Origin of the sequence: Streptomyces sp. NBC_00224 (genome assembly GCF_041435195.1) — a bacterium.
GTDB lineage: Bacteria > Actinomycetota > Actinomycetes > Streptomycetales > Streptomycetaceae > Streptomyces.
On the sequence record NZ_CP108106.1, the window covers coordinates 4571633 to 4595154 of the forward strand.

Here is a 23522-nt window from a genome sequence, read left to right on the forward strand (position 1 = left end):
TGTCATGACGTCCGAACAGCGCCTGGCCGACGCGTTCCTGGCCCTGGCCGGCAGCACGGCGGACGGTTCGTCGGACTTACCCGGGCCACTGTCCGTCCTGGCACAGCGTGCCCCGGCCCTGCTCGGCGCCCGCGCCGCGACCGTGGTGTTCGCCCCCGAGGGCTACGGCGCGGCACACGTGGCGGGCTCCGACCCCCAGTCGCTCCGCCTGGAACACGAGGCCGTCGGGTGGCGAGAGGGCCCCGGGCACGACTGCCACCGGGCCGACGCGGGGCCCTGGGCCCAGGCGGCTCTCGACAGCCGTCCCACCAGGCAGCGGTGGCCGCACTACACCCCACGGGCGCTGAGGCTGGGCTACACCCACGTCGTGGCCATCCCCCTGCGCGAACCCGCCGGAACGAGCGGTGCGCTCATCCTGCTGTCCTGCGCACAGCACGCCTTCTCCCCGACGACGCTGTTCCTCGGCCGGTCGCTCGCGGACTTCACCGCCGTCATCCTGGAACGCGCCCGCGAGGCCGCCCGCAGCCAGACCCTCACCACCCAGCTGGAACACGCGTTGACCAGCCGCGTGGTCATCGAACAGGCCAAGGGCGTGCTCGCGAGCCGCCGGGCCGTGCCCCTGGACGAAGCCTTCGACCTTCTGCGCAAACACGCCCGTTCACGTCAGCGACCGGTGCGGGACGTGGCCCATGAGGTCGTCGAGGGACGGGCGGATCCTGATCTGACCGACCCCACGCCGTGACACCTAATGGGAAGTGAAGGGGTAGCCCGTCATCTCACGTTGCCGTCGGTTGAGGGGCGCGCCTTGCTTCTGGCGGACGGTCCCGTACCCCCTCCCGAGGCACCCCCGAGCGCGTCCCCCCGTCACCTCCCCCCTCCCCCGCGCCCCGCCCGCTAGCTTCCGGCCATGGACACGCTGATCTTCGGGGGGCTGCTGGTCGTCGTCGTGGGGATCTGGCGGCGGGGGGTGGTGGGGCCCGGTGCGTGGTGGGTGGTGTTTGTCGCCGTGTGTTTTCTGCTCGCGCATCACATCACCAGCGGGCTCGGGCTGGGGCTGAGTTACTGAGATGGCCGCCGACAGTGGTACGCCGAGCACGTCCCCCGTACCCCTCGTGATCGACGAGCGGCGCGGGGTGCTCGGGCAGGTGCAGTACTGGTTCGCCTGTCTCTTCGCCGTCGGGTGGACCGGGGTCGTGTGCGGCGGGCTCGCCGTCCAGTTCGCGGACTGGGAGTATCCCTGCCCGCTCTGCATGGTGCAGCGGATGTTCATGCTGCTGGCCGCGCTCGGGGCCGCGTACGTCGTACGGCAGGGGATGACCGGCAGGGTGTCCGGGAGCGACTACATGACCGGGTGGGGGCTCGCCCTCGTCGCTTGTGTGGGCGGCGGGTTCACCTCGTGGCGGCAGACCATGCTGCACATCCTGCCCGGCGACAAGGGGTACGGGAGCCCCGTCCTCGGGCTGCATCTGTACGTCTGGGCCTGGGTCCTCTTCATCGCGTCGGTCATCGCCGTCGGCGTCGTCCTCGCCTTCGCGCCCGTCACCGCCGACCGCGTCCTTCCCGGCTCGCCCCACCGTGCCGTCGGGCGGTGTGTTCTGGCCTTCGTCGCGCTCGTCATCGCCGTGAACCTCGTCGCCGTGTTTCTGCTGGAAGGGTTCCACTGGTTCCTTCCTGACGACCCGCCGCGCTATCAGTTCTTCTACGACGTCCATCTGCTGCCCTGACTCCTCGCGGGCGGCGCATCATGACGTCGTCGGGCCCGGGCCACCCTCTTCGCGGCCCGGGCCCCTCCTCGATGGTCAGAGCGCTACTGCACCGGCCTCGACGCCTCTATCTCTATCCCCTTCACCATCATCCGGTCGTCGTACGCGACCCGTACGAACTGGCCGTGGTGGAACGCGCTCAGGACCCGCTCGATCACGAACTGGCTCGGGTGCGGCAGCCGCACCTGGCGCCCATTGACCACCAGCGTCATGGCCGCCTCGATCCCCGGGAACGCGGCGATCGGGGCCTGCACCGCCGTGGCGTACGCCACGAAGTACTGCGCTTGGGGCTGCGCCTGGGGCTGGGGCTGGCCCTGGGGCTGTGTCTGTGCCTGGCCGCCCTGGTGCCGGCCGAACTGCTGGAGCAGCGACTGGAACGGCTGCTGCTGGCCCAGCTGGTGCAGCTGCTGGAGGTGCTGCGGGACGCCCTGACCCTGGCCGAAGCCCTGGCCCTGGCCCTGGCTCATCCCCAGGCCCTGGCCCATGTCCTGCTCGAACTGCTGCGGTACGAAGGACGTCATCTCTGTTCCCCTTTCGTAGTGTCGGGGTCCGGGGTTCACCGCTCGCCCGTCACCGTCACGCCCACGACCTCGTCGTCATCGGTGTACCGGACGCGTACGGCGTGGCGGCCGCCCGCGAACGCGGTGTGGACCGCGAGGCGGACGTGCGGCTCGGGGTCGCCGAGGGTGCGCCACGCCCCGTTCACGTACAGGCGCAGGCGCGTGGCGCTGCCTTGCGGGTCGGGCAGCAGGTCGTCCCAGAAGCGTTCCGCCGGGCCCTCCGTGATCCGGCGCGGTACGAGGTGGGCCACCGCGGCGCGCAGGTCCGGGCGGGTGCCGATGCGCTGCGAGGACGGGCGGCCCGGCGCCTCCCGCTGGGGCGAGCCGGTGCGGCGCAGGAGCTCGCGCAGGGGCTCGGGCGCCAGCGGGGCCAGGCCCGCCGTGCGCAGCATCCCCTGGAGCGAGGCGAGCACGCCCGCGACCTGCGCGGACGCCGGCGAGGTGCCGGAGAACGCGTCCGTGTACCAGGTGTCCTCCGACTGGCCGCCCTGCAGTTCGCCCGGCCGGTTCCAGAAGCCGCCCGCCGTGGTGACCTCGTGGCCCCAGCCCTGGGCGTCCACCCGCGTACCGAAGTTGGAGAAGCCGAGGCGGGAGCGGTCGGGTCCGTGGTCGCGGCCGTGCGTGCCCGGGGGCGGGGCGCCCGCGCCGACCACGATCGCGCCGGAGGAGGGGGCCGCCGGGTCGAACGGGTTGCGCCACCACGCCGGGAAGCCGTCCGGGCGCGCCTCGTACAGCGCGTCGTCCAGGCTCTCCGCGCCGTTGCCCGCCGCCTCGACGACCACCACGCCGCGCGCCGTCGCGTACCGTACGGCCGCGAAGTCGTCGGGCCACCACTCCAGCGGGATGTGACCGCGCTGGTCGTCGTCGGCCGCGTACCCGAAGCGCGGGCCGGGGCGGTGCAGCGGGACCAGCAGGATGTCGCCGGGGGTGAGGCGGTCGGCGGCGCAGGTGATGGCCCGGGCCGTGCCGATGCCGTGGACCGAGGCGAGCGCGAGGACGGCTTCCGGGACGATGCCCAGCGTGCCGCTGCCGGTGCGGCTGCCGCCGAGCACCCCGAGCACACCGGTGCCGTGGTTGCGCCAGGCCAGGTCCTCGACGGGGGTGCCCGCGACGATCCCGGCGAGCCTGGGGCCGAGGTCGCGGTGGCCGAGCTGCCACGCCGCCTCGACGTCGACGATGCTCACGCCCTCGCCGGAGCCGCCCGCCTGGAGCCACGCCCAGGCCGCGTCCACGCCCTGGGGCGCGGGCCCCAAGTAGCCCTGGCGGCCGCTGAAGTCGGGGGTGACGGCCCCTTCCTTCTCGCGCCGCCCTTCATCCGTACGCTCGTCCGCGTCGTCCTTGTCGGCCTTGTCGTCCTTCGCGCCGAACGGGCCCGTCGCCGGGAAAGCGCTCGGCTTCACGTACGCCGTCTCTATCCCCGGCAGCCCCGCGAGCCGGGAGGCGAGCTCCTCCAGGCGTTCCTCGCCGCCGCGCACCCGGTGGAAGAGCGTGAGGTCGGGTACGTCGGCGCCGTGCCGGGGGAGCAGCGCCAGCGCCTCACGTACCCGGGCCTCACTGCCGAACAGCGGCTCCAGAGCCAGCTGTTGGTCCATCAGGAAGATGTCCAGGGCCGACGATTCCAGGGGCTCCCCGGACGGCGAGCCGCTCTCGGCGAGCTCGGGGCGGGCGACCACGATCAGCTCCCGCTCGACCGGGTGGTACGCGAAGCCCGCGCCCTCGGGCCCGGGGTCCTGTGCCCCGGCCGAGCGTGCCGAGCCGAGCGAGTCGCCCATGGTTCCCACTCCCCATCCGTCCGTGGCCACGCGTCCGTGGCCATGCGTCCGACGGGGAGAACCCTGCTGCGGGGATCCCGACCTGTACAGGAGGCAATCTCGACAAAGGCCGACGCGGCCGAATCGATGGGACGGATACGAGCCACCTCGGCCGGGCGGCCCGGCCGGGCAGGTGGGTGGGCGAGAGGGAGGACGGGGGCGACTCGAACATCCAGGTCAGAGCCCTTGTCGATACATCAGTGCATCGGATACGTTCACGTATCCGAGAGAGGGAACCCATCCCATGAGCACCACCGCCCCGGCGCAGCCGCCCCCGCCCAAGCGCGTCACCACGCGTCGCGCCCGCACCCGGCGGCGGCTGCTCGACTCGGCGCTCGAAGTGTTCGCCGAGGAAGGGTTCGGCCGGTCCACCGTCGAGCAGATCTGTGAGCGGGCCGGCTACACCCGCGGCGCCTTCTACTCGAACTTCACCTCGCTCGACGAGCTGTTCCTCGCCATGTGGGAGGAGCGCTCGACCCGGCTGCTCGCGGATGTGCGCGCCGCCCTCGACGAGGTGTCGGCGGCCGCGCCCGAGGACGCCGTACGGGCCGCGCTGCGGGCCATCCCGGTGGACGACGCCTGGTACCGGGTCACCGCCGAGTTCACCGCGCACGCCCTGCGCAACCCCGCCCTGCGGCGGGTGATGGCCGCCCGGGAGCAGGCGATCCAGGACGCCGTGCTGCCCGCGGTCGTGGCGGCGCTCGGGCGCACCGGGCGCCGGGTGACCGACGAGGACGCGCTCGGGCAGGCGCTCGTCGCCGTCCACGACGGCACCGCCGTCCAGGTCCTGCTCGACCCCGGCAGCGAGGCCGTCCTGGCCCGCCGCGAAACGCTCTTCCTGCACGTGCTCCAGGCCTACAGCACCGCAACCTCCTAACCCCTACCCCCCAGGAGACCGCCGTGAGTGACGACGCCGATGTCATCGTCGTGGGAGCCGGCCTCGCCGGGCTCGTCGCCACGTACGAACTCGTCCGCGCGGGCCGCAAGGTGCTCGTCGTCGACCAGGAGAACGAGGCCAACCTCGGCGGACAGGCCTTCTGGTCGCTCGGCGGGCTGTTCTTCGTCGACAGCCCCGAGCAGCGCCGGATGGGCGTCAAGGACTCGTACGACCTGGCGCTCGCCGATTGGATGGGCTCGGCCGGCTTCGACCGCGAGCGCGAGGACCACTGGCCGCGCCAGTGGGCGAAGGCGTACGTCAACTTCGCCGCCGGGGAGAAGCGGAGCTATCTGCACGGGCTCGGGCTGCGCGTGACGCCGACCGTCGGGTGGGCCGAGCGCGGCGCGGGCACGGCGGGCGGGCACGGCAACTCGGTGCCCCGCTTCCATCTGACGTGGGGGACCGGGCCCGAGGTCGTCCGGGTCTTCCGCGAGCCGGTCCTGGCGGCCGCCGCGCGCGGGCTCGTGACCTTCAAGTACCGCCATCGCGTGGACGACTTGATCGTCGAGGGCGGGGCGGCGGTCGGGGTGCGCGGGAGCGTCCTGGTGCCGTCGGCCGAGCCGCGCGGCGTCGCCTCCTCGCGGGAGGTGGACGGCGAGTTCGAGCTGCGCGCACAGGCCGTCGTCGTCACCTCGGGCGGCATCGGCGGCGACCACGACCTGGTCCGCAGGAACTGGCCGGTCGAGCGGATGGGGCCCGCGCCGCGCTCGATGGTGACCGGTGTGCCCGCGTACGTGGACGGGCGGATGCTCGGCATCACCGAGGGCGCGGGCGGCTCGATCGTCAACCGCGACCGCATGTGGCACTACACCGAGGGCCTGAAGAACTGGGACCCGATCTGGCCCGGCCACGGGATCCGGATCATCCCCGGGCCCTCCTCGCTCTGGCTGGACGCGACCGGGCGGCGGCTGCCCGCGCCGCTCTTCCCCGGCCACGACACCCTCGGCACGCTCAAGCACATCGTGGGGACCGGCCACGACCACACCTGGTTCGTGCTGACGCGGTCCATCGTGGAGAAGGAGTTCGCGCTCTCCGGCTCGGAGCAGAACCCCGACATCACCGGCAAGGACCTGAAGCTGGTGCTCTCGCGGGTGCGCAAGGGCGCGCCCGGCCCCGTGCAGGCGTTCCTCGACCACGGCGAGGACTTCGTCGTCCGCCGCACCCTGCGCGACCTCGTCGACGGCATGAACGCGATCTCCCCCGGCCCCAAGCTCGAACTCGACCAGGTGGAGCGGGAGATCCTGGCGCGCGACCGCGAGATCGACAACGGGTTCGGCAAGGACTTCCAGGTCATGTCGATGCGCAACGCGCGCGCGTACTGGCCGGACCGCATCACCCGGGTCGCCAAGCCGCACCGGCTGCTCGACCCGGCGCACGGGCCGCTCATCGCCGTACGGCTGCACGTACTGACGCGCAAGACGCTCGGCGGCCTGGAGACGACCCTGGAGTCGCAGGTCGTACGGCCGGACGGCACCCCGTTCGACGGGCTGTACGCGGCCGGTGAGGTCGCCGGGTTCGGCGGCGGCGGGGTGCACGGCTACAACGCGCTGGAAGGGACGTTCCTCGGCGGCTGCATCTTCTCGGGCCGGGCGGCCGGACGGGCGCTGGCACGGCGGCTGGCGTGAGGGCCGCGGGACCAACGCCCTTCTGACAGTTACTCGTTCAGTTACTCGTTGACCAGCACCGGCACGGACAGCACGGCGCTCGTCGCCTTCCCTGTCAGCGGGGCCTTCGGTACGGCGGTGAAGTCGATGCCGGCGCCCTCCGCGCGGGGTGCGGCGTGCCCGGCGGTGCCGTGGGCGGCCTCGCCCGCCTCACCCTCCTCCGCGTACTGGAAGGAGCCGGTGCCGACGAGGTGGCCGCGCTCGTCGTAGAACGCGGCGCGCAACTCCAGCGCGAGCACATCGCTCACGTCGGAGGTGATGGCGAAGTGACCGGTGACGGACGGCTTCTCGGAGGACTTTCCGGAGGCCTTCTCCGTGGACTTCTCGGAGAGCGTGAGCTTTGTGATTCGCACCCGGTCCGTGAACGGGCCCTGTTCCAACCGCACTTCACCCCTCGCCGGGACCTTGGCGAGGGTCGCGGCGGGCGCCGGTGCCCCGCTCGGCGCGGGGAAGGTGACGGCCGGGGCCGCCGCCTGCTCGGCCTGCGCGGGCCGCTGCCCGGCGTCGGCCTTGTCGCCGCCGGAGCCTCCGCAGGCCGTGGTGAGGGCCAGGGCGGTCAGGGCGAGGGCGGCCAGACGGATCGAGCGGTTCACTGCGTACTCCTGTGTCGGCGGGTGCGGGGCCGGGAGAGGGTGACCCCCGGCCCCTGGTGGCTGGCCACGGCGGGTCAACCGCTGGGCGGAAGCGGGCTGTTGGGGCGACGTTTCACGTGAAACAGCTCGTGTGGAACAGTCCGCGTTTCACGTGAAACGTCGTGCCACCAACGGCCCTGCCGCGTCAGCCGCGCGGCGCCCGGCCGAACAGCGAGCGGTACATCTTGCCGTACAGCTCGGTGTTGATCTGGCTCGCCGCGAACTTCTCGGCGCCCGGCCCGTACGCGAAGATCGGCACGTCGGCGCCGGTGTGGTTGCCGGAGAGGTAGGTCAGCCAGAGGCTCGCGTCGGGGCTGCCGTCCTTGACGCCCGCCGCGTCGTCCGGCGTACGGAAGGTCGCCGGGGCGAAGTTCTTGGCGTCGCCGGAGCCGGCGCCGTTGAGGATGCCGGACGAGCGGACCGGGTCCTTGGCACCCGACTTGTCGCGCGACGGCGTCGAGTTGTTCGCCGGGTTGCCCGCGTCCGTGTTGGCCGGGGGCGCGACGGACTCGGCGTTGGTGTACGTGCCCTTCTCGATGATGTTGAAGCCCGCGCACTCGTGGTCGGCGGTGACGACGACCAGCGTGTGCCCGTCCTTCTTGGCGAAGTCGTACGCGGCCTTGACCGCGTCGTCGAACGCCTTGACCTCGGCGAGCGTCTGGGCGGCGTCGTTGGCGTGCGAGCGCTTGTCGATCTGGGCGCCCTCGATCTGGAGGAAGAAGCCCTTCTTGGACCGGCCGTTGAGCAGGTCGATCGACTTCTTCGCCATGTCGGAGAGGGTCGGCTCCTGCTTCTGCGGGGCGTCCGCCGGGAGCCCGGCCTTGGCCTGCTCGACGGTCAGGTTGCCGCGGTTGAAGAGGCCGACGACCTTCTTGCCCTTGACGCCGTCGAGGTCGGCCTTGGTGGCGACCTTCTGGCTGGCGGCGGTCTGGGCGGGCAGGTTCGCGTCGCCGAAGCTGCCGAGCACCTGGTAGCCCTGGGCCTGGAGGGCCTTCTGGTCGTCCGGCTCGAAGCGGGCGAGGCCGCCGCCGAGGACCACGTCGGCGGTGCCGTTGCGGGCGATCTGCTCGGCGACCGGGGTGATCAGCGTCTTGTCCTCGGGGGCCTTCTCGTACGAGCCGTCCGCGTTCTTCGGCAGGCAGGCCGCGTCCGAGTAGACCGGGCCCTGGCAGCCGCGCAGCAGCACATGGCTGAACTGGGCGCCGGGGGTGGCGTCGGTGACCTCGGCGGTCGAGACGTTGCCGGTGGCGAAGCCGGCCTTCTTGGCCTGCTCCATCAGCGTGACGCGGCGCTTCTCGTACGCGTCCACGCCGAGCGCGGCGTTGTACGTCTTCACGCCGGACGACCAGGCGGTCGCGGAGCTCGCCGAGTCGGTGACGAGCGCGGGCTGGTCGGTGCCCTTCTCGACGGCGTACGTGGCGACCGCGCCGGTGTAGGGCAGGCGCTCCATGTTCAGCTTGCCCTGGGCGCCGTAGTAGCGCTCGCGGCCGGCGGTGACATGGGTGCGGCCCATGCCGTCGCCGAGGAGGTAGATGACGTTGTGTATCTCCTGGCCGTGGCCCGGGAACGGGCGGGCATCGTGCTGCGGGGCGGAGTTGGCCGTGACGGCGCTGCCCGCCGCGACGGCGGAGGCCAGCGCCACCACCGTCAGCGCCTTGCGGCGCTTGTGTCCCATGGATCTCATGGCCGCGAAGCTATGAGCCGAATATGAACGAGTTGTGAGGTGCGGGCGTACGGCGAACGAACGGCTTTGCCTTTCCGTGGCGGCGCTCCGGGGTGGTGCTCTACCCGTACGAGAGGCCGGAGCAGATGTCGTCGTCCGCCGAGCGGGCCTTGTCCGCGACCTCGGAGGGGACGGCGGCGGGGGCGCCTGTGGGGTCAGCGGCGTACTTGGCGCCGAGGATGACGCTGAGCCCCTCGGCCTTGGCCGGGCGCAGCAACGCGCCGGGGAAGCGCTGGGCGAGCGCGTCGGCGTGGGTGCGCTCGCCCGGCCCGTACTCGATGACGGTGTGGACGAAGTCCTGGGTGGCGGCGGTCGCCGTGCCGGTGACCGTGTAGCCGCCCGCCTTCAGGGCGTCGGCGGCGCGGGCGGCCAGGCCCTTGGTGGTGGTGCCGTTGTAGACGGCGACGGACACCCCGGCGCCGGACGGCGGGGCGCTCGGGCTCGGGCTCGGCGAGGTGGCCTGTGCCTGCTCCTGTGTGCCGCCCGCGTCCTTGCCGTCGACGGTCCGGTCCGCGCGCAGGGCCGCGAAGAGCGCGTCGGCCTGCGGCTGCACTATCGCCACGCGCGCGCCCTCGTACCGCCAGGGCAGGGTGACGAACTTGGTGTTGTGCAGGTCGATTCTCTTCATCGACATGGCGAAGGAGATCAGCTTGTCGGCCGAGCCCAGGCCCGGGTCGACGGTCATTGACTGGGTGGCGGCCTTGGCGAGCGGGAAGAGGGTGGTCGGGCTGAAGCCCTGCGACTTCACCTTCTTCATGAGGCTGGAGATGAACGCCTGCTGGCGCTGGATGCGTCCGATGTCCGAGCCGTCGCCCATGCCGTGCCGGATGCGTACGTAGTCGAGCGCCTTCTGGCCGGAGACCTCCTGGACGCCCTTGGTGAACAGCCGCTCCCCGCGCGCGTGGAGGTTGGGGTTGAGGTCGCCCTGGTAGATGTCCTTGGGTACGCAGACCCGGACGCCGCCGACGGCCTCGGTCATCTTGGCGAAGCCCGCGAAGTCCACGACCACGGTGTGGTCGACGCGCAGCCCGGTCAGCTTCTCGACGGTGTTCTGGGTGCAGGCCGGGTTGCCCTTGGCGGTGTCGCCCACGGAGAACGCCGAGTTGAACATCACGTTGTGCCGGGTCTTGGTCCAACTGCCGTTCGGCAGCTTGCACGGCGGTATGTCGACCAGGGTGTCGCGGGGTATGGAGACGGCCGTGGCGTGCTTGCGGTCGGCGTGGACGTGCATCAGGAACGCGGTGTCCGAGCGGCCGATGTCACCGTCGCCGTGGCCGTACCGCTCGTTGTCGCCGGCGCGCGAGTCCGAGCCGATGACCAGGACGTTCTGGCCCTTGGCCGAGGCGGCCGGGCGGTCGCCCGAGACCCCGCCGTCGTCGAAGGTGCGGATGTCGCCGTTGAGCTGGAGGTAGATCCAGCCGACCCCGGCCATCGCGAGGACCAGGAAGGACACCAGCACGGCGAGCGCCAGACGCAGTCGGTTGCGTCTGCGCCGCCGGGCCGGGGGCGCGCCGACGGCACCCTTCCGGCTCCCGCCGCGCGCGTGTCCCGCCTTGTGGCTGCCTGCCATCCGTACGCCCCATCCGTGTCCGTTTGGTTGTACAGTTGCGCAATGTAGCAAGTCTTTCTAAGAGAGCCGCCGAGAGGGAAGGACGACGGGATGTTCCTGCGCAATGGCCTGGAGCCCTGGCATCTGCTGATCGTTGCCGTGGTGCTGATCCTGCTCTTCGGCTCCAAGAAGCTGCCCGACACGGCTCGGGCGCTGGGCAAGTCGCTGCGGATCCTCAAGAGCGAGACGCGGGCGATGAAGGACGAGTCGGGCCAGGCGGGCACGGCGACCGAGACCGCGCCCCGCAGGATCCCGGAGGCCTGAACCTCCTGCGCCGCCCTCACGTCGAGCGGAGTTGTCCACAGGCTGCGGACGATGTCGGCCGGGCGGCGCATGATGGGGTCCATGAACGAGATGCCGGAGTGGGAGAAGCGGTTCAGGGCGCCCAGGGTCGGGCTCCCCGACTGGGCGGAGGACGCCCCGGACCGCTCGCTGTTCGTGTCGAACGCGACGGGGACGTACGAGCTGTACGCATGGGACCGGGCGACCGGCGCCCAGCGCCAGGCGACGGACCGGCCGAACGGGACGACGGACGGGGTGCTGACGCCGGACGGCGAGTGGATCTGGTGGTTCAGCGACACGGACGGGGACGAGTTCGGCGTGTGGATGCGCCAGCCGTTCGGCGGGGGCGACGACGAGCCCGCCGTGCCCGGCCTGGAGCCGTCCTACCCGGCAGGCCTCGCCCTCGGCCGGGACGGCACGGCGGTGGTCGGCCGCTCCACCGACGAGGACGGCACGACGGTCCACGTCGTACGGCCGGGGGCCGCGCCGGCCGAGATCTACCGGCACCGCGAGTCGGCGGGCGTCGGCGACCTCTCGTACGACGGGGCGCTGATCGCCCTGGAGCACACCGAGCACGGCGACGCGATGCACTCGGCGCTGCGCGTGCTCCGGCTCGACGGCTCCACGGCCGCCGAGCTCGACGACACCAAGGGCGGCGCGGAGGAGCTCGGCCTGGAGGTGCTCGGCTTCGCGCCGCTGCCCGGCGACACCCGGCTGCTGATCGCGCACCAGCGCCGGGGCCGCTGGGAGCCCATGGTGTGGGACGTGGCGTCCGGCGAGGAGACCGAGCTCGCGCTCGAACTGCCGGGCGACGTCGTGGCGGAGTGGTATCCGGACGGCTCGGCGCTGCTCGTCGTCCACAGCTTCGAGGCCCGCAGCGAGCTGTTCCGGTACGACCTGGCGGCGGCCGAGCTGGTCGAGGTGGAGACCCCGGCCGGTTCCGTCTCGGGCGCCACGGCCCGGCCCGACGGGACCGTGGAGTACCTGTGGTCGTCGGCGGCGCGCCCCTCCGAGGTGCGCTCCACCACCGGCGCGGTCGTCCTCGACCCGCCGGGGATGAAGGCACCGGGCTCGGTCCCGGTGGAGGACGCGTGGGTGGAGGGGCCCGGGGGCCGTATCCACGCGCTGGTGCAGAAGCCGGCCGGGTCCGGCCCGTTCCCGACCGTCTTCGAGCTCCACGGCGGCCCGACCTGGCACGACAGCGACGCGTTCGCGGCGGGCCCGGCGGCCTGGCTGGACCACGGGTACGCGGTGGTACGCGTCAACTACCGGGGCTCCACGGGATACGGCAGGGAGTGGACGGACGCGCTCAAGCACCGGGTCGGGCTCATCGAGCTGGAGGACGTGGCGGCGGTCCGGGAGTGGGCGGTGTCGTCCGGCCTCGCCGACCCCTCCAAGTTGGTCCTGGCGGGCGCGTCCTGGGGCGGCTATCTGACCCTGCTCGGCCTGGGCACCCAGCCGGGCGCGTGGACACTCGGCCTCGCGGTGGTGCCGGTCGCGGACTATGTGACGGCGTACCACGACGAGATGGAAGCCCTGAAGGCGATGGACCGCACGCTGCTCGGCGGCACCCCGGAGGAGGTCCCGGACCGCTTCGAGGCGTCGTCGCCGCTGACGTACGTGGACGCGGTGAAGGCCCCCGTCTACATCTCTGCGGGCGTCAACGACCCGCGCTGCCCGATCCGCCAGGTCGAGAACTATGTGGACCGCCTGGCCGCGAGGGGCGCGGTGCACGAGGTGTACCGCTACGACGCGGGGCACGGCTCGCTGGTCGTGGAGGAGCGGATCAAGCAGGTGCGGCTGGAGCTGGAGTTCGCGGGGAGGCACTTGGCGCCATAGGCGAGAGGCCGAGCGAGGCCATCAGAGACAGGCGGGCACCCCGCAGCCCCGCCCCCCGGAGGGATTCCGTACCGTGGTGGTGTGTACCGGTTCCTGCTGACGCCCCGCTGGTGGGGGATCAACGTCTTCGTCGTGCTGGCCATCCCCTTCTGCGTGTTCATGGGGGCCTGGCAGCTCGGCCGCTTCGAGGACCGCGTGCAGTCGCACAACGCGGCCGAGAAGGAGCCCGACGCCTCCGAGCTGAAGGCCGCGCCACTGCACGAGCTGCTGCCCGTCGACCAGAAGACCTCGGGCCGCACGGCGAGCGCGACCGGGCGGTACGGGGAGCAGTTCCTGGTGCCGGACCGGCAGGTGGACGGCAAGAGCGGCTCGTACGTGCTGACCCTGCTGCGCACCGACGGCGGCAAGGCGCTGCCCGTGGTGCGCGGCTGGCTGCCCAAGGGCCGCCCGGTACCGGCCCCGCCCACCGGCGAGGTCGCCGTCGACGGCGCGCTCCAGGCCTCCGAGACGCCCGGCACGGACGGGGTGAACGCCTCGGGCGGGCTCCCGCGGGGGCAGCTCGGGATGATCAGCGCGGCGTCGCTGGTCAACCTCGTGCCGTACGAGGTGTACGACGCGTGGATCACGCTCGCCAAGGCCGACTCGGGGATGACGGCCGTGCCGGCCGCCAAGCCGCAGAACACCGGCCTGGACCTGAAGGCGTTCCAGAACCTCGGCTACACCGGTGAGTGGTTCGTCTTCGCCGGGTTCGTGGTGTTCATGTGGTTCCGGCTGCTGCGGCGCGAGGCCGAGGCGGCGGAGGACGCGGAGTTGGGCCTGGCGCCCGAGCCCAGCGGTACGGGCTGATTCGGTTCGGACGCGTTGTCGGGTGCGGCCGCGTTGTCGGGTTCGGGCCGTCTGTGGCTGGTCGCGCAGTTCCCCGCGCCCCTTAGAAGCATGTCCGTGCGCCCCTGAAAAGCATGTCCCCGCGCCCCTTAAAAGCATGGGGGCGGGGCCGGACTGCGACCGGCCCCGCCCCCTCGTGCTCCTCCCCCTCCGGATGAGGAGCCGTCAGGGTGCGGCCGGGGTCGGCGCCGGGGCCGCCAGGACACCCGTGCGGTAGATCGTTCCGGCACAGGCGTTGGGGATGGTCGCCTCGGCGGTCGGCGCGCCGGGCTCGGCGACGTGGGTCACCGCGACCTTGCCGTCCGTCGGGGTGACGGGCGTCGCCGGGTCGACGGCGCTCAGCTGGGGCTCGGTGCCCGTCGGGGCCGTACCGGTCCCGGTGCCGGCGGTCGCCCCGCCGCCTCCTCCGCTGACCGTCGACGGCGAGGGGTCGGGCGAGGGCTGCGGCTTGGGGCAGGTCTCGGACGGCACCCAGGCGAACTTGACCTCGTACGCGGCCGACGGCTTGAGCACCAGACCGGTGGCTTCGAGCGAGGGGTCGGGCAGCCGGGCCGCCGGGTCGCCGGTGGAGTGGTCCACGACGGTGATCCGGGAGGCGTCGGCAGCTCCCAGCGCCTGGAAGTCGACCTTGCCGGCCCCGGTGACCTGGCAGAGCTTCTGCGAGACATTGGCGACGCGGAACGTGCCGTAGACCTTGCCGTCGGCGTCGGGCTTGCTGATCCGGGCGGACTTCACGCCGAGTTCGGTCGCGTCGCAGACCGGTGAGCCGACGACCACGGGCCCGCCGACGGGTCCGGTCTCGCCGCCCACGGTGCCGCCGACGGCGGTCCGGCCGGGCTCCTCGGGCTTCACGGTCCCGGTCGGCGCCGGGGTGCGGGTGGTCCGGCCGGAGGGCCTGTCGGCCCCCCGGTCACCGTCCTCCACGCCCGGCGCGGTGCCGGTGCCGCCCTGGGTCTGCCGGCCGTGCCCGGCGATGGTGGGCCGGTCCTCGGAGGCCGCGCCGGTGTTGGCGACGTGCAGGAACGCGGGGATCGCGGTGCCGAGGAGCAGCGCCGCGGCGGCCGCGCCGACCACCGCCTGCTTCTTGCGGGCCTGGCGGGCGGGGACGGCCCGGCGCAGCTGGTCCAGGGCTCCCTCGGACGGCTCCATGCCGTCCACCGCGCCGTGCAGCATCCGGCGCAGCGCGTCTTCGTCCGGGGTGAGGCCAGGTGGGAAGGGGTCGTTCACAATTCCGTTTCCAGTCCGGTCGTCCAGAGGGCGGTCGGGCCCGTATGTGCTCTCCCCGTGGCGGCGGCCGTGGCCGTGTTCGCCGTGGTGCCCGTGTTCGCCGTGGTGCCCGTGTTCCCCCCGGGCCCCGGCCGCGCCGGGTGTTCCGTACGCGCTGTGTGAGTCGTCGTCCCGGCGGCCGCGGTGGTCACCGCGCTCCTCGCCGTCTCCCCGCCGTTCCTCCCCGCCCCCGAATCCCGCATTCCACTTGGCGCTCATACCGGTGCCTCCATGGCTATCCGGAGTGCCGCGATGCCGCGCGAGCCGTACGCCTTCACCGAGCCCAGGGATATCCCCAGCGTCTCGGCGACCTGGGACTCGGTCATGTCCGCGAAGTACCGCAGCACGAGGACCTCGCGCTGGCGGCGCTGGAGGCCGCGCATGGCCTTGATCAGCGCGTCCCGCTCCAGCTGGTCGTACGCCCCCTCCTCGGCGCTCGCCATGTCGGGCATCGGCTTGGAGAGCAGCTTGAGCCCGAGGATGCGGCGGCGCAGGGCCGAGCGGGACAGGTTGACGACGGTCTGGCGCAGATAGGCGAGCGTCTTCTCGGGCTCGCGCACGCGCGAACGGGCCGAGTGGACACGGATGAAGGCCTCCTGGACGACGTCCTCGCAGGAGGCCGTGTCGTCGAGCAGCAGCGCGGCGAGCCCGAGCAGCGAGCGGTAGTGCGCGCGGTAGGTCTCGGTGAGGTGGTCGACGGTGGTACCAGCGGCCATGGCGTCGTCAGTGCCCTCGCGGGCCGACGTCGGCTGGGCCGGGACACGGGTGGGGCGCGCGGTCGGCATGGGGGCGATCACCGGCATGCCGCCGGCCGGCCGGGGCCGCCGGAGCGGACGGACCACCGCGCCGCGCACCGGAATAGCGCTGATGTCGAGAACCTCTGCCACGCCAGTTGGACACGCTTCCCCCCGTCAGGGTTGTACGCGTACGACACCGTTTTTGACAGTGCGACAAATGTCCTCATGCGTACTCGCTCTTCCCCAATGCCCGAATATTTACGGCACCTTGATGGGCGACCGCATAGACGCTCCATGCCGGGCTGCCGGTTGCAGGGACACGGAAATGAATCGTGTAACAGGGCAACAGCGCAGTTCAAGTGGTACAGACCAGCGACTTGCTCACAGAGCGTTCACAGATCCTACAAACTCTGTGGCCTTCTCGGCGGCGAAATCGAGCCGGTATTCAGCCGCCGAATTCCCCGGCCGCCAGTTCGGCGATCTGAGCGGCGTTCAAAGCCGAGCCCTTGCGGAGGTTGTCGCCGCAGACGAAGAGATCGAGCGCGTACGGATCGTCGGGTGAGCGCCGCACCCGTCCCACCCACGCCGGGTCGGTGCCGACCGCGTCGGCGGGCGTCGGAAACTCGCCCGCCGCCGGGTCGTCCAGGAGCACCACGCCGGGCGCGGTCGCCAGGATCTCGTGGGCCCGGGCCACCTCGACCTCGTTCTCGAAGGTGGCGTGCACGGAGACGGAGTGGGTGGTGATCACCGGGACCCGGACACAGGTCGCGGCCACCGCGAGCCGCGGCAGGCCGAGCACCTTGCGGGTCTCCTCGCGCAGCCCCAGCTCCTCGCTGGACCAGCCGCCGTCGGCCGGGTCCCCGGACCAGGGCACCACGTTGAGCGCCACCGGCGCCGCGAACGGCCCGGTGTCCTCGCCCACGGCCCGGCGCACATCGCCGGGACCGGTGCCCAGTTCCGTACCCGCGACGAGGGAGAGCTGTTCGCGCAGGGTCTCGACGCCGGCCCGTCCGGCGCCGCTGACCGCCTGGTACGTGGAGACGACGAGCCCGCTGAGGCCGTACTCGGCGTGCAGCGCGCCCACCGCCACGATCAGCGCGAGGGTGACGCAGTGCGGGGAGGCCACGATGCCGCGCGGCCGCAGCCGTACGGCGTGCGGGTTGACCTCGGGCACCACCAGCGGCACGTCCGGGTCCATGCGGAAGGCCGCCGAAGTGTCGACGACCACCGCGCCCTTGGCCGCGGCGACCGGCGCCCACTGGGCGGCCACCTGCTCGGGCACCAGGAAGACGGCGACGTCGACGCCGTCGAGCGCCTCCTCGCCCAGGGCCAGGACCTCGGTCTCCGCACCGCGCACGACGAGCTTGCGGCCCGCCGAGCGGGGGGAGGCGACCAGCCTGATCTCGCCCCAGACGTCCGCGTGCTGGGACAGGATCTGGAGCATCACCGCGCCGGCGCCCCCGGTCGCTCCGACGACCGCGAGCGCCGGCTTGCGGTTCATCGTCCGGTGCCTCCGTAGACCACGGCCTCGTCGGAGTCGGAGTCCAGCCCGAAGGCGGTGTGCACGGCGCGCACGGCCTCGTTGACATCGTCGGCGCGGGTGACCACGGAGATGCGGATCTCGGAGGTGGAGATCAGCTCGATGTTCACGCCCGCGTCGCTGAGCGCCTCGAAGAACCCGGCGGTGACGCCCGGGTTGGTCTTCATCCCGGCGCCGACCAGCGAGATCTTGGCGATCTGGTCGTCGTAGCGCAGCGACTCGAAGCCGATGGTCGCCTTGGCCCGCTCCAGGGCGTCGATGGCCTTGCGGCCCTCGGCCTTGGGCAGGGTGAACGAGATGTCCGTCAGCCCGGTGGAGGCGGCGGAGACGTTCTGGACGACCATGTCGATGTTGATCTCGGCATTGGCGATGGTCCGGAAGATGGCCGCGGCCTCGCCCGGCTTGTCGGGGACCCCGACCACCGTGATCTTCGCCTCGGAGACGTCGTGCGCGACTCCGGAGATGATGGCGTGCTCCACCTGCTGATCCCCTCGCGGTTCGTTGCTGACCCAGGTGCCCTGAAGTCCGCTGAAGGACGACCGCACATGGATCGGAATGTTGTAACGGCGTGCGTACTCGACGCAGCGGTGCAGCAGCACCTTGGAGCCGGACGCGGCCAGCTCCAGCATGTCCTCGAAGGAGATCCACTCGATCTTGCGGGCCTTCTTCACCACCCGCGGGTCGGCGGTGAACACACCGTCGACGTCCGTGTAGATCTCGCAGACCTCGGCGTCGAGGGCGGCGGCCAGCGCGACGGCCGTGGTGTCCGAACCACCGCGCCCGAGCGTGGTGATGTTCTTGCCCTCCTGGCTGACGCCCTGGAACCCGGCGACGATGGCGATGTTGCCCTCGTCGATCGAGGTCCGGATCCGGCCCGGCGTGACATCGATGATCCGCGCTTTGTTGTGGACCGAGTCCGTGATGACGCCGGCCTGGCTGCCCGTGAACGACTGGGCCTTGTGGCCCAGGTTTTTGATCGCCATGGCCAGCAGGGCCATGGAGATCCGCTCTCCGGCGGTCAGCAGCATGTCGAATTCCCGGCCGGTGGGCATCGGAGATACCTGCTCGGCGAGATCGATCAACTCGTCCGTCGTGTCGCCCATCGCGGAAACCACGACGACCACCTGGTGGCCGTTCTTCTTGGCTTCCACGATCCGCTTGGCGACGCGCTTGATGCCCTCGGCATCGGCAACGGAGGAGCCTCCGTACTTCTGCACGACAAGGCCCACGTGCGCTCCTCGCTCAGTCCATTACTACGGTCGGCTCAGTCTAACGAGCGGCCCGGATCCGCCCGGGAGGTGCCACATCGTGAGATGTCCCGCTCACGATGTGATCTTGGTAGGCCCCGGGTGGGTGGCTCGGATCCGGTCCGCTCGTGGAGGGGCACATGCCCCTCGGCCGTGGATGTACGCACGGGTGTGGGGCGGCTCACAAGCCGTACGAGCGAGTACGGACTACTTGACCGTGCGCAGGCCCAGCGGGCCCGCGATCTCCTCGGCCATGACGCGGCCCGCCTCCTCGGCGAGCGACTCCTCGGTCAGGTCCTCGTCCGTGTCGAGGCCGTCCAGCTCCTGCAGGGGCTGGTTGAGGCGGACGTGGGCGACCAGGGCCTGGAGGGCCCGCAGGGTCGCCGAGGCGGTCGAGCCCCAGTTGGAGAAGTAGGAGAACTGCCACCACCACAGCGCCTCGGTGGTGCGGCCCGCGCGGTAGTGGGCGAGGCCGTGGCGCAGGTCGGTGACGACGTCGGCCAGGTCGTCGGAGATCCGGCACGGCACGGGCGCCTTGCGCGGCTCGTACGGGTCGAAGACCTCGGAGTACACGTCGATGGGTTCGAGCAGGGCCGCGAACCGCTCACGCAGGTCGTCGACGTCCGGCTCGGGGCCGAGGTCCGGCTCGTACCGCTCGTCCGGGACGATGTCCTCGTGCGCGCCGAGGCGGCCCCCGGCGAGCAGCAGCTGGGAGACCTCCAGGAGCAGGAACGGCACCGCGCTGTCCGGCTCGTCGCCCTTGGCCACTTCCGTGACCGCGACGATGAACGACTCGACCTGATCCGCGATCTGGACCGCGAAGTCGTCCGGATCCTGGTTGACCGCGTGCAGCGTTGCGTCAGACATCGAGAAGTCGCCTTCCTTCAAAGGCCCGCCCGAGCGTGACCTCGTCCGCGTACTCCAGATCTCCCCCGACGGGGAGTCCGCTGGCCAGCCGGGTGACCCGCAGGCCCATCGGCTTGATCATGCGGGCGAGGTACGTCGCCGTGGCCTCGCCCTCCAGGTTCGGGTCGGTGGCCAGGATCAGCTCGGTGACCGTGCCGTCGGCGAGCCGGGCGAGCAGCTCGCGGATGCGCAGATCGTCCGGGCCGACTCCCTCGATGGGGCTGATGGCGCCGCCGAGCACGTGGTAGCGGCCGCGGAACTCGCGGGTCCGCTCGACCGCCACGACGTCCTTGGGCTCCTCCACGACACAGATGACGGCCGGGTCGCGGCGCGGGTCGCGGCAGATGTTGCAGCGCTCCTCCTGCGCCACGTTGCCGCAGACCGCGCAGAACCGGACCTTGTCCTTCACTTCGAGCAGGGCGTGCGCGAGTCGGCGCACGTCCGTGGGCTCGGCCTGGAGGATGTGGAAGGCGATCCGCTGCGCGCTCTTGGGACCGACGCCGGGCAGCCTGCCCAACTCGTCGATGAGGTCCTGGACCACGCCTTCGTACAACGGACTGCCTCTCGTGGTTCGTCTGGGTGCCTACGGTAGTTGGTGGGCGGGCGCCGCAGAAGGGCGGACCCGCGTTGTTCACCACTGTTCAGGAGCGCGCCCTCGGGAGCGGCCTTGCCCCTCGGCTCAGAAGGGCAGGCCCGGCATGCCGCCGAGGCCCTGCGCCAGCGGACCGAGCTTCTGCTGCTGGAGCTGCTGCGCGTTCTCGTTCGCGGCCTGTACGGCGGCGACGACGAGGTCGGCGAGCGTCTCGGTGTCCTCGGGGTCGACCGCCTTCGGGTCGATGACGAGGCCGCGCAACTCGCCGGAGCCGGTCACGGTCGCCTTCACGAGCCCGCCGCCGGCCTGGCCGTCGACCTCGGTCGCGGCGAGCTCCTCCTGCGCGCGGGCGAGATCCTGCTGCATCTGCTGCGCCTGCTGGAGCAGCTGCTGCATGTTGGGCTGGCCACCACCAGGAATCACGGTGCACTCCGTCTTCAGCGTCGTCGTCTGCCGGAAGGCTCCGGCACTCCGAGCCTACGTGGTCTCCCCGCGCCCTGCTCCGCAACTCTTTCGAGTGAGTCGACCGAGGTTCGCCTACCTGATCAAGGCCCACTTACGGGGGGAAATACCGGGATATCGGCCCTCGCTCCCACCATTCGGCGGTAGGAAGGGCAGTCACGTCTCGGGGGAGGCCGGAGATCGTCGCGCATGGTGATGTGGCGTAACTGTACGTTACGTCACCGAGTGGGACGGACGCCGATGATTTCGATACGCACCGCGGAGGGAGCGCCGGGTGAGCCAGCCGGAGATGCAGCCCGAGGGGCCCCCGGGACCGCCCCGGGACGAGCGCGACCTGACCGGGCGCCCGTTCCCGCTCGGCGACTGGGGCGAGCCCGCGGAACGGCTGGACGAGCTGTACCGGTGGGTCGAGGCGGGCGCGCTGCGCACGGCCGAGTGGTACCTCGCGGACCGGCTGTGGAAACGGCGGGGCGCGCGGGTGCTGCGGGTGTGTACGGCGGCGGGCGCGATCGCCGGGGCGACGCTGCCGCTCCTCGACGTGACGGGCGCGCTGTCGAGCGCGTCCGGCTGGGGCTACTTCTCCCTGCTCCTCGGCGCGGCGTGCCTGGCCTGCGACCGCTACTTCGGGCTGACGTCCGGGTGGATGCGGGACGTGGCGACGGCGCAGGCGGTGCAGCGGCGGTTGCAGGGGCTGCAGTTCGACTGGGCGGCGGAGAGTGTGCGGGAGGTTCTGGGGCCGACGGAGGGGACGGCGAGTGAGGCGGCGGAACGCTGCCTCACCGTTCTGCGTCGGTTCTCGGAGGACGTCACGGAGTTGGTGCGGTCCGAGACGGCGGACTGGATGGTGGAGTTCCGGTCCGGCCCCGCCCCCTTGGTGATGCAGTCCCTGGCGTCCTCGTCCCCCCGCCCGGACGCGGCCCCCGGACCCGGCCGCTTCCCCCTCCCCCCGGGCACCCGCCCGAACATGCCCCGCCAACGCCCCCCGGAGCCCCCGCGCTAGCGGTCCTGCGGCGGCCTCTCCCCACCCCGCCCCTTCGCCTAAACCCTCCGGGGGTGGGTGGGGGTGGAGGAGGGTTTCCCGGGGGCTACGCCCCCGGACCCCCGTTCGTCTGCGGGTCGTCTGTGGCTGGGCGCGCAGTTCCCCGCGCCCCTAAAGGGGCCCGCACCTCGAACGCCGCCGGGGCTGGAGGTGCCGGCTTTTACGGGCGCGGGGAACTGCGCGACCAGCCCCCACCGAACCCGCAGCCGAACGGGAAGCTCCCCGGCGGGTCTAGCGGCGGGGCAGCAAGGTCCTCGCCAAGCGGCGGGCCAGAGGTGCGCGGGGCTTCGGCGGCGCCGTCGCCGGGGGCGTCGCCCGGGGCGGGGTCGAGGCGGAGCCCTCGTGCCGGGACCTCGGCGCCTCCGGCGCCACCGCCTTCTTGCCCGCGATCCGGATCATCGGCGCCCCCGCCACCTCCTCCACCCCGTGCCACATGTCGGGGCGGGAGGACAGCCAGGACAGGAGCTCGGTGCGCGCCGGCTCCGGGTCCGACCACGTGCCGTAGAACTTCGTTCCGGTGATGCAGATCGGGCGGAGGCCGGTCGTCGCCACCGCGCCCCACACCGCCGCGGCGACCCCCGGACAGTGCTCCGCCCGGAAGTCGTCGAACGCCACGATCGCGTCCGGGGCGACCAGCGCCCGCGCCGCCTCGATGTCCCCGTACACGTGCTCGTACAGGTGCGACGCGTCCACGTGGACGAAGCGGCAGGTGGACGGGGAGACGCGGGACGTGATCACCGACGTGGGGGCCTGGACCACCACCGGGAGGTCGTCGTGGAAGGAGAGGTAGTTCGCCTCGAAGGCCCGCCGTGTGAGCGTCGCGTACGAGCGGTCCATCTCCTCGCTGTTGGGGTCGTCCGGCGCGGGCGAGTCGAACAGGTCGCAGACCGTGAACGTCTCGCCCTCCCGCAGGTACGACCCCAGGAAGATCGCGCTCTTGCCCAGGTACGCGCCGAGTTCCAGCAGGTCACCACGGAGTTCCTGGCGCTCCTGGCGCGCCAGGAACCAGTCGAAGAGCAGTTGGTCGGCGGGCCAGAACCACCCCTTGACGTCGGAGAAGCGGGCCGGGGCGGCGGCGCTCTGGGCGCTCGTCGTTTGTGGCATGGAGGACATGAACCGGTCCTACTCCCGCCAAGTGGCGCGGAGTTTACGGTCAGGGGTGGGGCCGGTGGTGCTCCGGCGACATCCCCCGTACGAGACCGACCGGAGACGGCCCGGCGCCGCGCTCCTCAGCTGAAGATGATCATAGAGCCCTGCGCCAGCGACCTCGTCGCCGCCGCGTGCAGCCCCAGCCATACGTGCCGCTCCCGTGCGAAGGGGCTCTCGTCGTACGGGATCGGGCCCGCCGGCTCCTCCAGCGAGGTCGGGCGGTCCGGCGGGGCCGGGGCCATCGGCGGGTTGACGGGGTCTATTCCGATCGCCGGGGCCACGAACTCCAGCTCCCGCAGCAGCCCGTGCGTGGAGCCCAGCGGACCGCCTCCGGCCAGCAGTTCCTCGTTGCCGAGCGGGGTGTGGAAGTCGACGGGCACGTACGCGCCCGCGTGGTCGTAGTGCCAGACCAGATGGGACTGCTGGGCCGTCGTCTCGAACATCTCCAGGAGCTGTTCGTAGTCGCCGCCGAGCTCGTCCACCGGCGTCACGGCGAGACGGCAGAGCTGGAGGAGGTAGGCGCGGCGCAGGAAGTGCAGCGCGTCGTAGTCGAAGCCCGCGACCGGGGCGACGTCGCCCGACAGGCCGGGCATGTACGCGAAGACGGGCACGGGCGGCAGCCCTGCCTCACCGAGCGCCTTGTCGTACGAGGCGATCTCCTCGGCGAACGGGTTGTCGGGGCTGTGGCACAGCACGTCGACGAGGGGGACCAGCCACAAGTCACAGGCCACGGGGCTCCTTACGAGGTCGCTATGGTCGGGACAGCGTAGTCCGCCGAGCACGCTGCGCGAAGCTCGCCCGTCAACTCCCGTGCGGGGCACGCGTCAACGCGCCGTGAAGCCGTCGGCTCAGGCGTCACACGCGTATCAGAAGACGCAT

At 72.0% G+C, this 23522-nt stretch carries 23 protein-coding genes; 9 read left to right on the forward strand and 14 right to left on the reverse strand.

Translation table 11 applies throughout. The features are described 5' to 3' along the window. The first annotated feature begins 4 nt into the window (after positions 1-4). The 3 genes from OG965_RS20285 (at position 5) to OG965_RS20295 (ending at position 1724) form a co-directional block, all read left to right on the forward strand. The gene (locus OG965_RS20285) at positions 5-742 is read left to right on the forward strand and encodes an ANTAR domain-containing protein (protein ID WP_371653502.1); all 738 of its coding nucleotides are present in this window, start codon (positions 5-7) and stop codon (positions 740-742) included. A 165-nt stretch (positions 743-907) separates the two neighbouring features. Further along, entirely contained in the window at positions 908-1066 is a 159-nt protein-coding gene (locus OG965_RS20290) for a DUF5993 family protein (RefSeq protein ID WP_371653503.1), read from the forward strand. A 1-nt stretch (position 1067) separates the two neighbouring features. Further along, on the forward strand, positions 1068-1724 hold the full coding sequence (locus tag OG965_RS20295) for a disulfide bond formation protein B (RefSeq protein ID WP_371653504.1): 657 nt from the start codon (positions 1068-1070) through the stop codon (positions 1722-1724). Positions 1725-1807: 83 nt separating this feature from the next. Here the strand turns inward: OG965_RS20295 and OG965_RS20300 are convergent, their stop codons facing one another. Further along, a complete protein-coding gene (locus tag OG965_RS20300) occupies positions 1808-2284 on the reverse strand; it encodes a hypothetical protein (protein WP_371653505.1) in 477 nt (158 codons plus the stop codon). Between the two features lie 35 nt (positions 2285-2319). Then, positions 2320-4095: a S8 family serine peptidase gene (locus tag OG965_RS20305; RefSeq protein ID WP_371653506.1), complete on the reverse strand. Its 1776-nt coding sequence runs from the start codon at positions 4093-4095 to the stop codon at positions 2320-2322. 283 nt (positions 4096-4378) lie between these two features. Between OG965_RS20305 and OG965_RS20310 the strand changes: the two genes are divergently transcribed. Together OG965_RS20310 and OG965_RS20315 are read left to right on the forward strand one after the other, a co-directional pair. Further along, on the forward strand, positions 4379-5011 hold the full coding sequence (locus OG965_RS20310) for a TetR/AcrR family transcriptional regulator (protein ID WP_371653507.1): 633 nt from the start codon (positions 4379-4381) through the stop codon (positions 5009-5011). A 23-nt stretch (positions 5012-5034) separates the two neighbouring features. Continuing rightward, complete coding sequence (locus tag OG965_RS20315; protein WP_371653508.1) at positions 5035-6696, forward strand: FAD-binding dehydrogenase; 1662 nt, start codon at positions 5035-5037, stop codon at positions 6694-6696. A 41-nt stretch (positions 6697-6737) separates the two neighbouring features. Here OG965_RS20315 and OG965_RS20320 read toward each other — a convergent pair whose 3' ends face one another. The 3 genes from OG965_RS20320 to OG965_RS20330 form a co-directional block, all read right to left on the reverse strand. Further along, positions 6738-7328, reverse strand: coding sequence for a hypothetical protein (locus tag OG965_RS20320; protein WP_371653509.1), 591 nt, complete (start codon positions 7326-7328; stop codon positions 6738-6740). 184 nt (positions 7329-7512) lie between these two features. Continuing rightward, the gene (locus tag OG965_RS20325; RefSeq protein WP_371653510.1) at positions 7513-9051 is read right to left on the reverse strand and encodes an alkaline phosphatase; all 1539 of its coding nucleotides are present in this window, start codon (positions 9049-9051) and stop codon (positions 7513-7515) included. A 100-nt stretch (positions 9052-9151) separates the two neighbouring features. Then, positions 9152-10660, reverse strand: coding sequence for an LCP family protein (locus OG965_RS20330; RefSeq protein ID WP_371653511.1), 1509 nt, complete (start codon positions 10658-10660; stop codon positions 9152-9154). A 90-nt stretch (positions 10661-10750) separates the two neighbouring features. Between OG965_RS20330 and tatA the strand changes: the two genes are divergently transcribed. From tatA to OG965_RS20345, 3 genes are all read left to right on the forward strand, one after another. Beyond that, positions 10751-10963 (forward strand): Sec-independent protein translocase subunit TatA, encoded by a 213-nt coding sequence (gene tatA, locus OG965_RS20335; protein WP_371653512.1) that lies wholly within the window; start codon positions 10751-10753, stop codon positions 10961-10963. A gap of 90 nt (positions 10964-11053) precedes the next feature. Further along, positions 11054-12820: a prolyl oligopeptidase family serine peptidase gene (locus OG965_RS20340; protein WP_371657004.1), complete on the forward strand. Its 1767-nt coding sequence runs from the start codon at positions 11054-11056 to the stop codon at positions 12818-12820. Positions 12821-12901: 81 nt separating this feature from the next. Further along, the gene (locus tag OG965_RS20345; RefSeq protein ID WP_371653513.1) at positions 12902-13666 is read left to right on the forward strand and encodes an SURF1 family protein; all 765 of its coding nucleotides are present in this window, start codon (positions 12902-12904) and stop codon (positions 13664-13666) included. A gap of 204 nt (positions 13667-13870) precedes the next feature. Here the strand turns inward: OG965_RS20345 and OG965_RS20350 are convergent, their stop codons facing one another. From OG965_RS20350 to OG965_RS20380, 7 genes are all read right to left on the reverse strand, one after another. Continuing rightward, a complete protein-coding gene (locus OG965_RS20350) occupies positions 13871-15190 on the reverse strand; it encodes a hypothetical protein (RefSeq protein WP_371653514.1) in 1320 nt (439 codons plus the stop codon). Continuing rightward, positions 15187-15858, reverse strand: coding sequence for a SigE family RNA polymerase sigma factor (locus OG965_RS20355; RefSeq protein ID WP_371653515.1), 672 nt, complete (start codon positions 15856-15858; stop codon positions 15187-15189). Before OG965_RS20355 ends, OG965_RS20350 begins: the two co-directional genes overlap by 4 nt. Before the next feature lie 295 nt (positions 15859-16153). Further along, entirely contained in the window at positions 16154-17209 is a 1056-nt protein-coding gene (locus tag OG965_RS20360; RefSeq protein ID WP_371653516.1) for an aspartate-semialdehyde dehydrogenase, read from the reverse strand. Continuing rightward, the gene (locus OG965_RS20365) at positions 17206-18477 is read right to left on the reverse strand and encodes an aspartate kinase (RefSeq protein ID WP_266981148.1); all 1272 of its coding nucleotides are present in this window, start codon (positions 18475-18477) and stop codon (positions 17206-17208) included. The genes OG965_RS20360 and OG965_RS20365 overlap by 4 nt, the downstream gene beginning before the upstream one ends. A 225-nt stretch (positions 18478-18702) precedes the next feature. After that, positions 18703-19362 (reverse strand): DUF5063 domain-containing protein, encoded by a 660-nt coding sequence (locus tag OG965_RS20370; RefSeq protein WP_371653517.1) that lies wholly within the window; start codon positions 19360-19362, stop codon positions 18703-18705. Next, complete coding sequence (gene recR, locus OG965_RS20375; protein ID WP_371653518.1) at positions 19355-19954, reverse strand: recombination mediator RecR; 600 nt, start codon at positions 19952-19954, stop codon at positions 19355-19357. The genes OG965_RS20370 and recR overlap by 8 nt, the downstream gene beginning before the upstream one ends. Positions 19955-20080: 126 nt before the next feature. Next, positions 20081-20416 (reverse strand): YbaB/EbfC family nucleoid-associated protein, encoded by a 336-nt coding sequence (locus OG965_RS20380; RefSeq protein WP_101388998.1) that lies wholly within the window; start codon positions 20414-20416, stop codon positions 20081-20083. A 313-nt stretch (positions 20417-20729) separates the two neighbouring features. Between OG965_RS20380 and OG965_RS20385 the strand changes: the two genes are divergently transcribed. After that, entirely contained in the window at positions 20730-21455 is a 726-nt protein-coding gene (locus tag OG965_RS20385) for an SLATT domain-containing protein (RefSeq protein ID WP_371653519.1), read from the forward strand. 270 nt (positions 21456-21725) lie between these two features. Here OG965_RS20385 and OG965_RS20390 read toward each other — a convergent pair whose 3' ends face one another. Both OG965_RS20390 and OG965_RS20395 read right to left on the reverse strand, forming a co-directional pair. Beyond that, on the reverse strand, positions 21726-22598 hold the full coding sequence (locus OG965_RS20390) for a class I SAM-dependent methyltransferase (protein ID WP_371653520.1): 873 nt from the start codon (positions 22596-22598) through the stop codon (positions 21726-21728). Between the two features lie 125 nt (positions 22599-22723). After that, a complete protein-coding gene (locus OG965_RS20395) occupies positions 22724-23374 on the reverse strand; it encodes a hypothetical protein (RefSeq protein WP_371653521.1) in 651 nt (216 codons plus the stop codon). Positions 23375-23522: the final 148 nt, after the last annotated feature.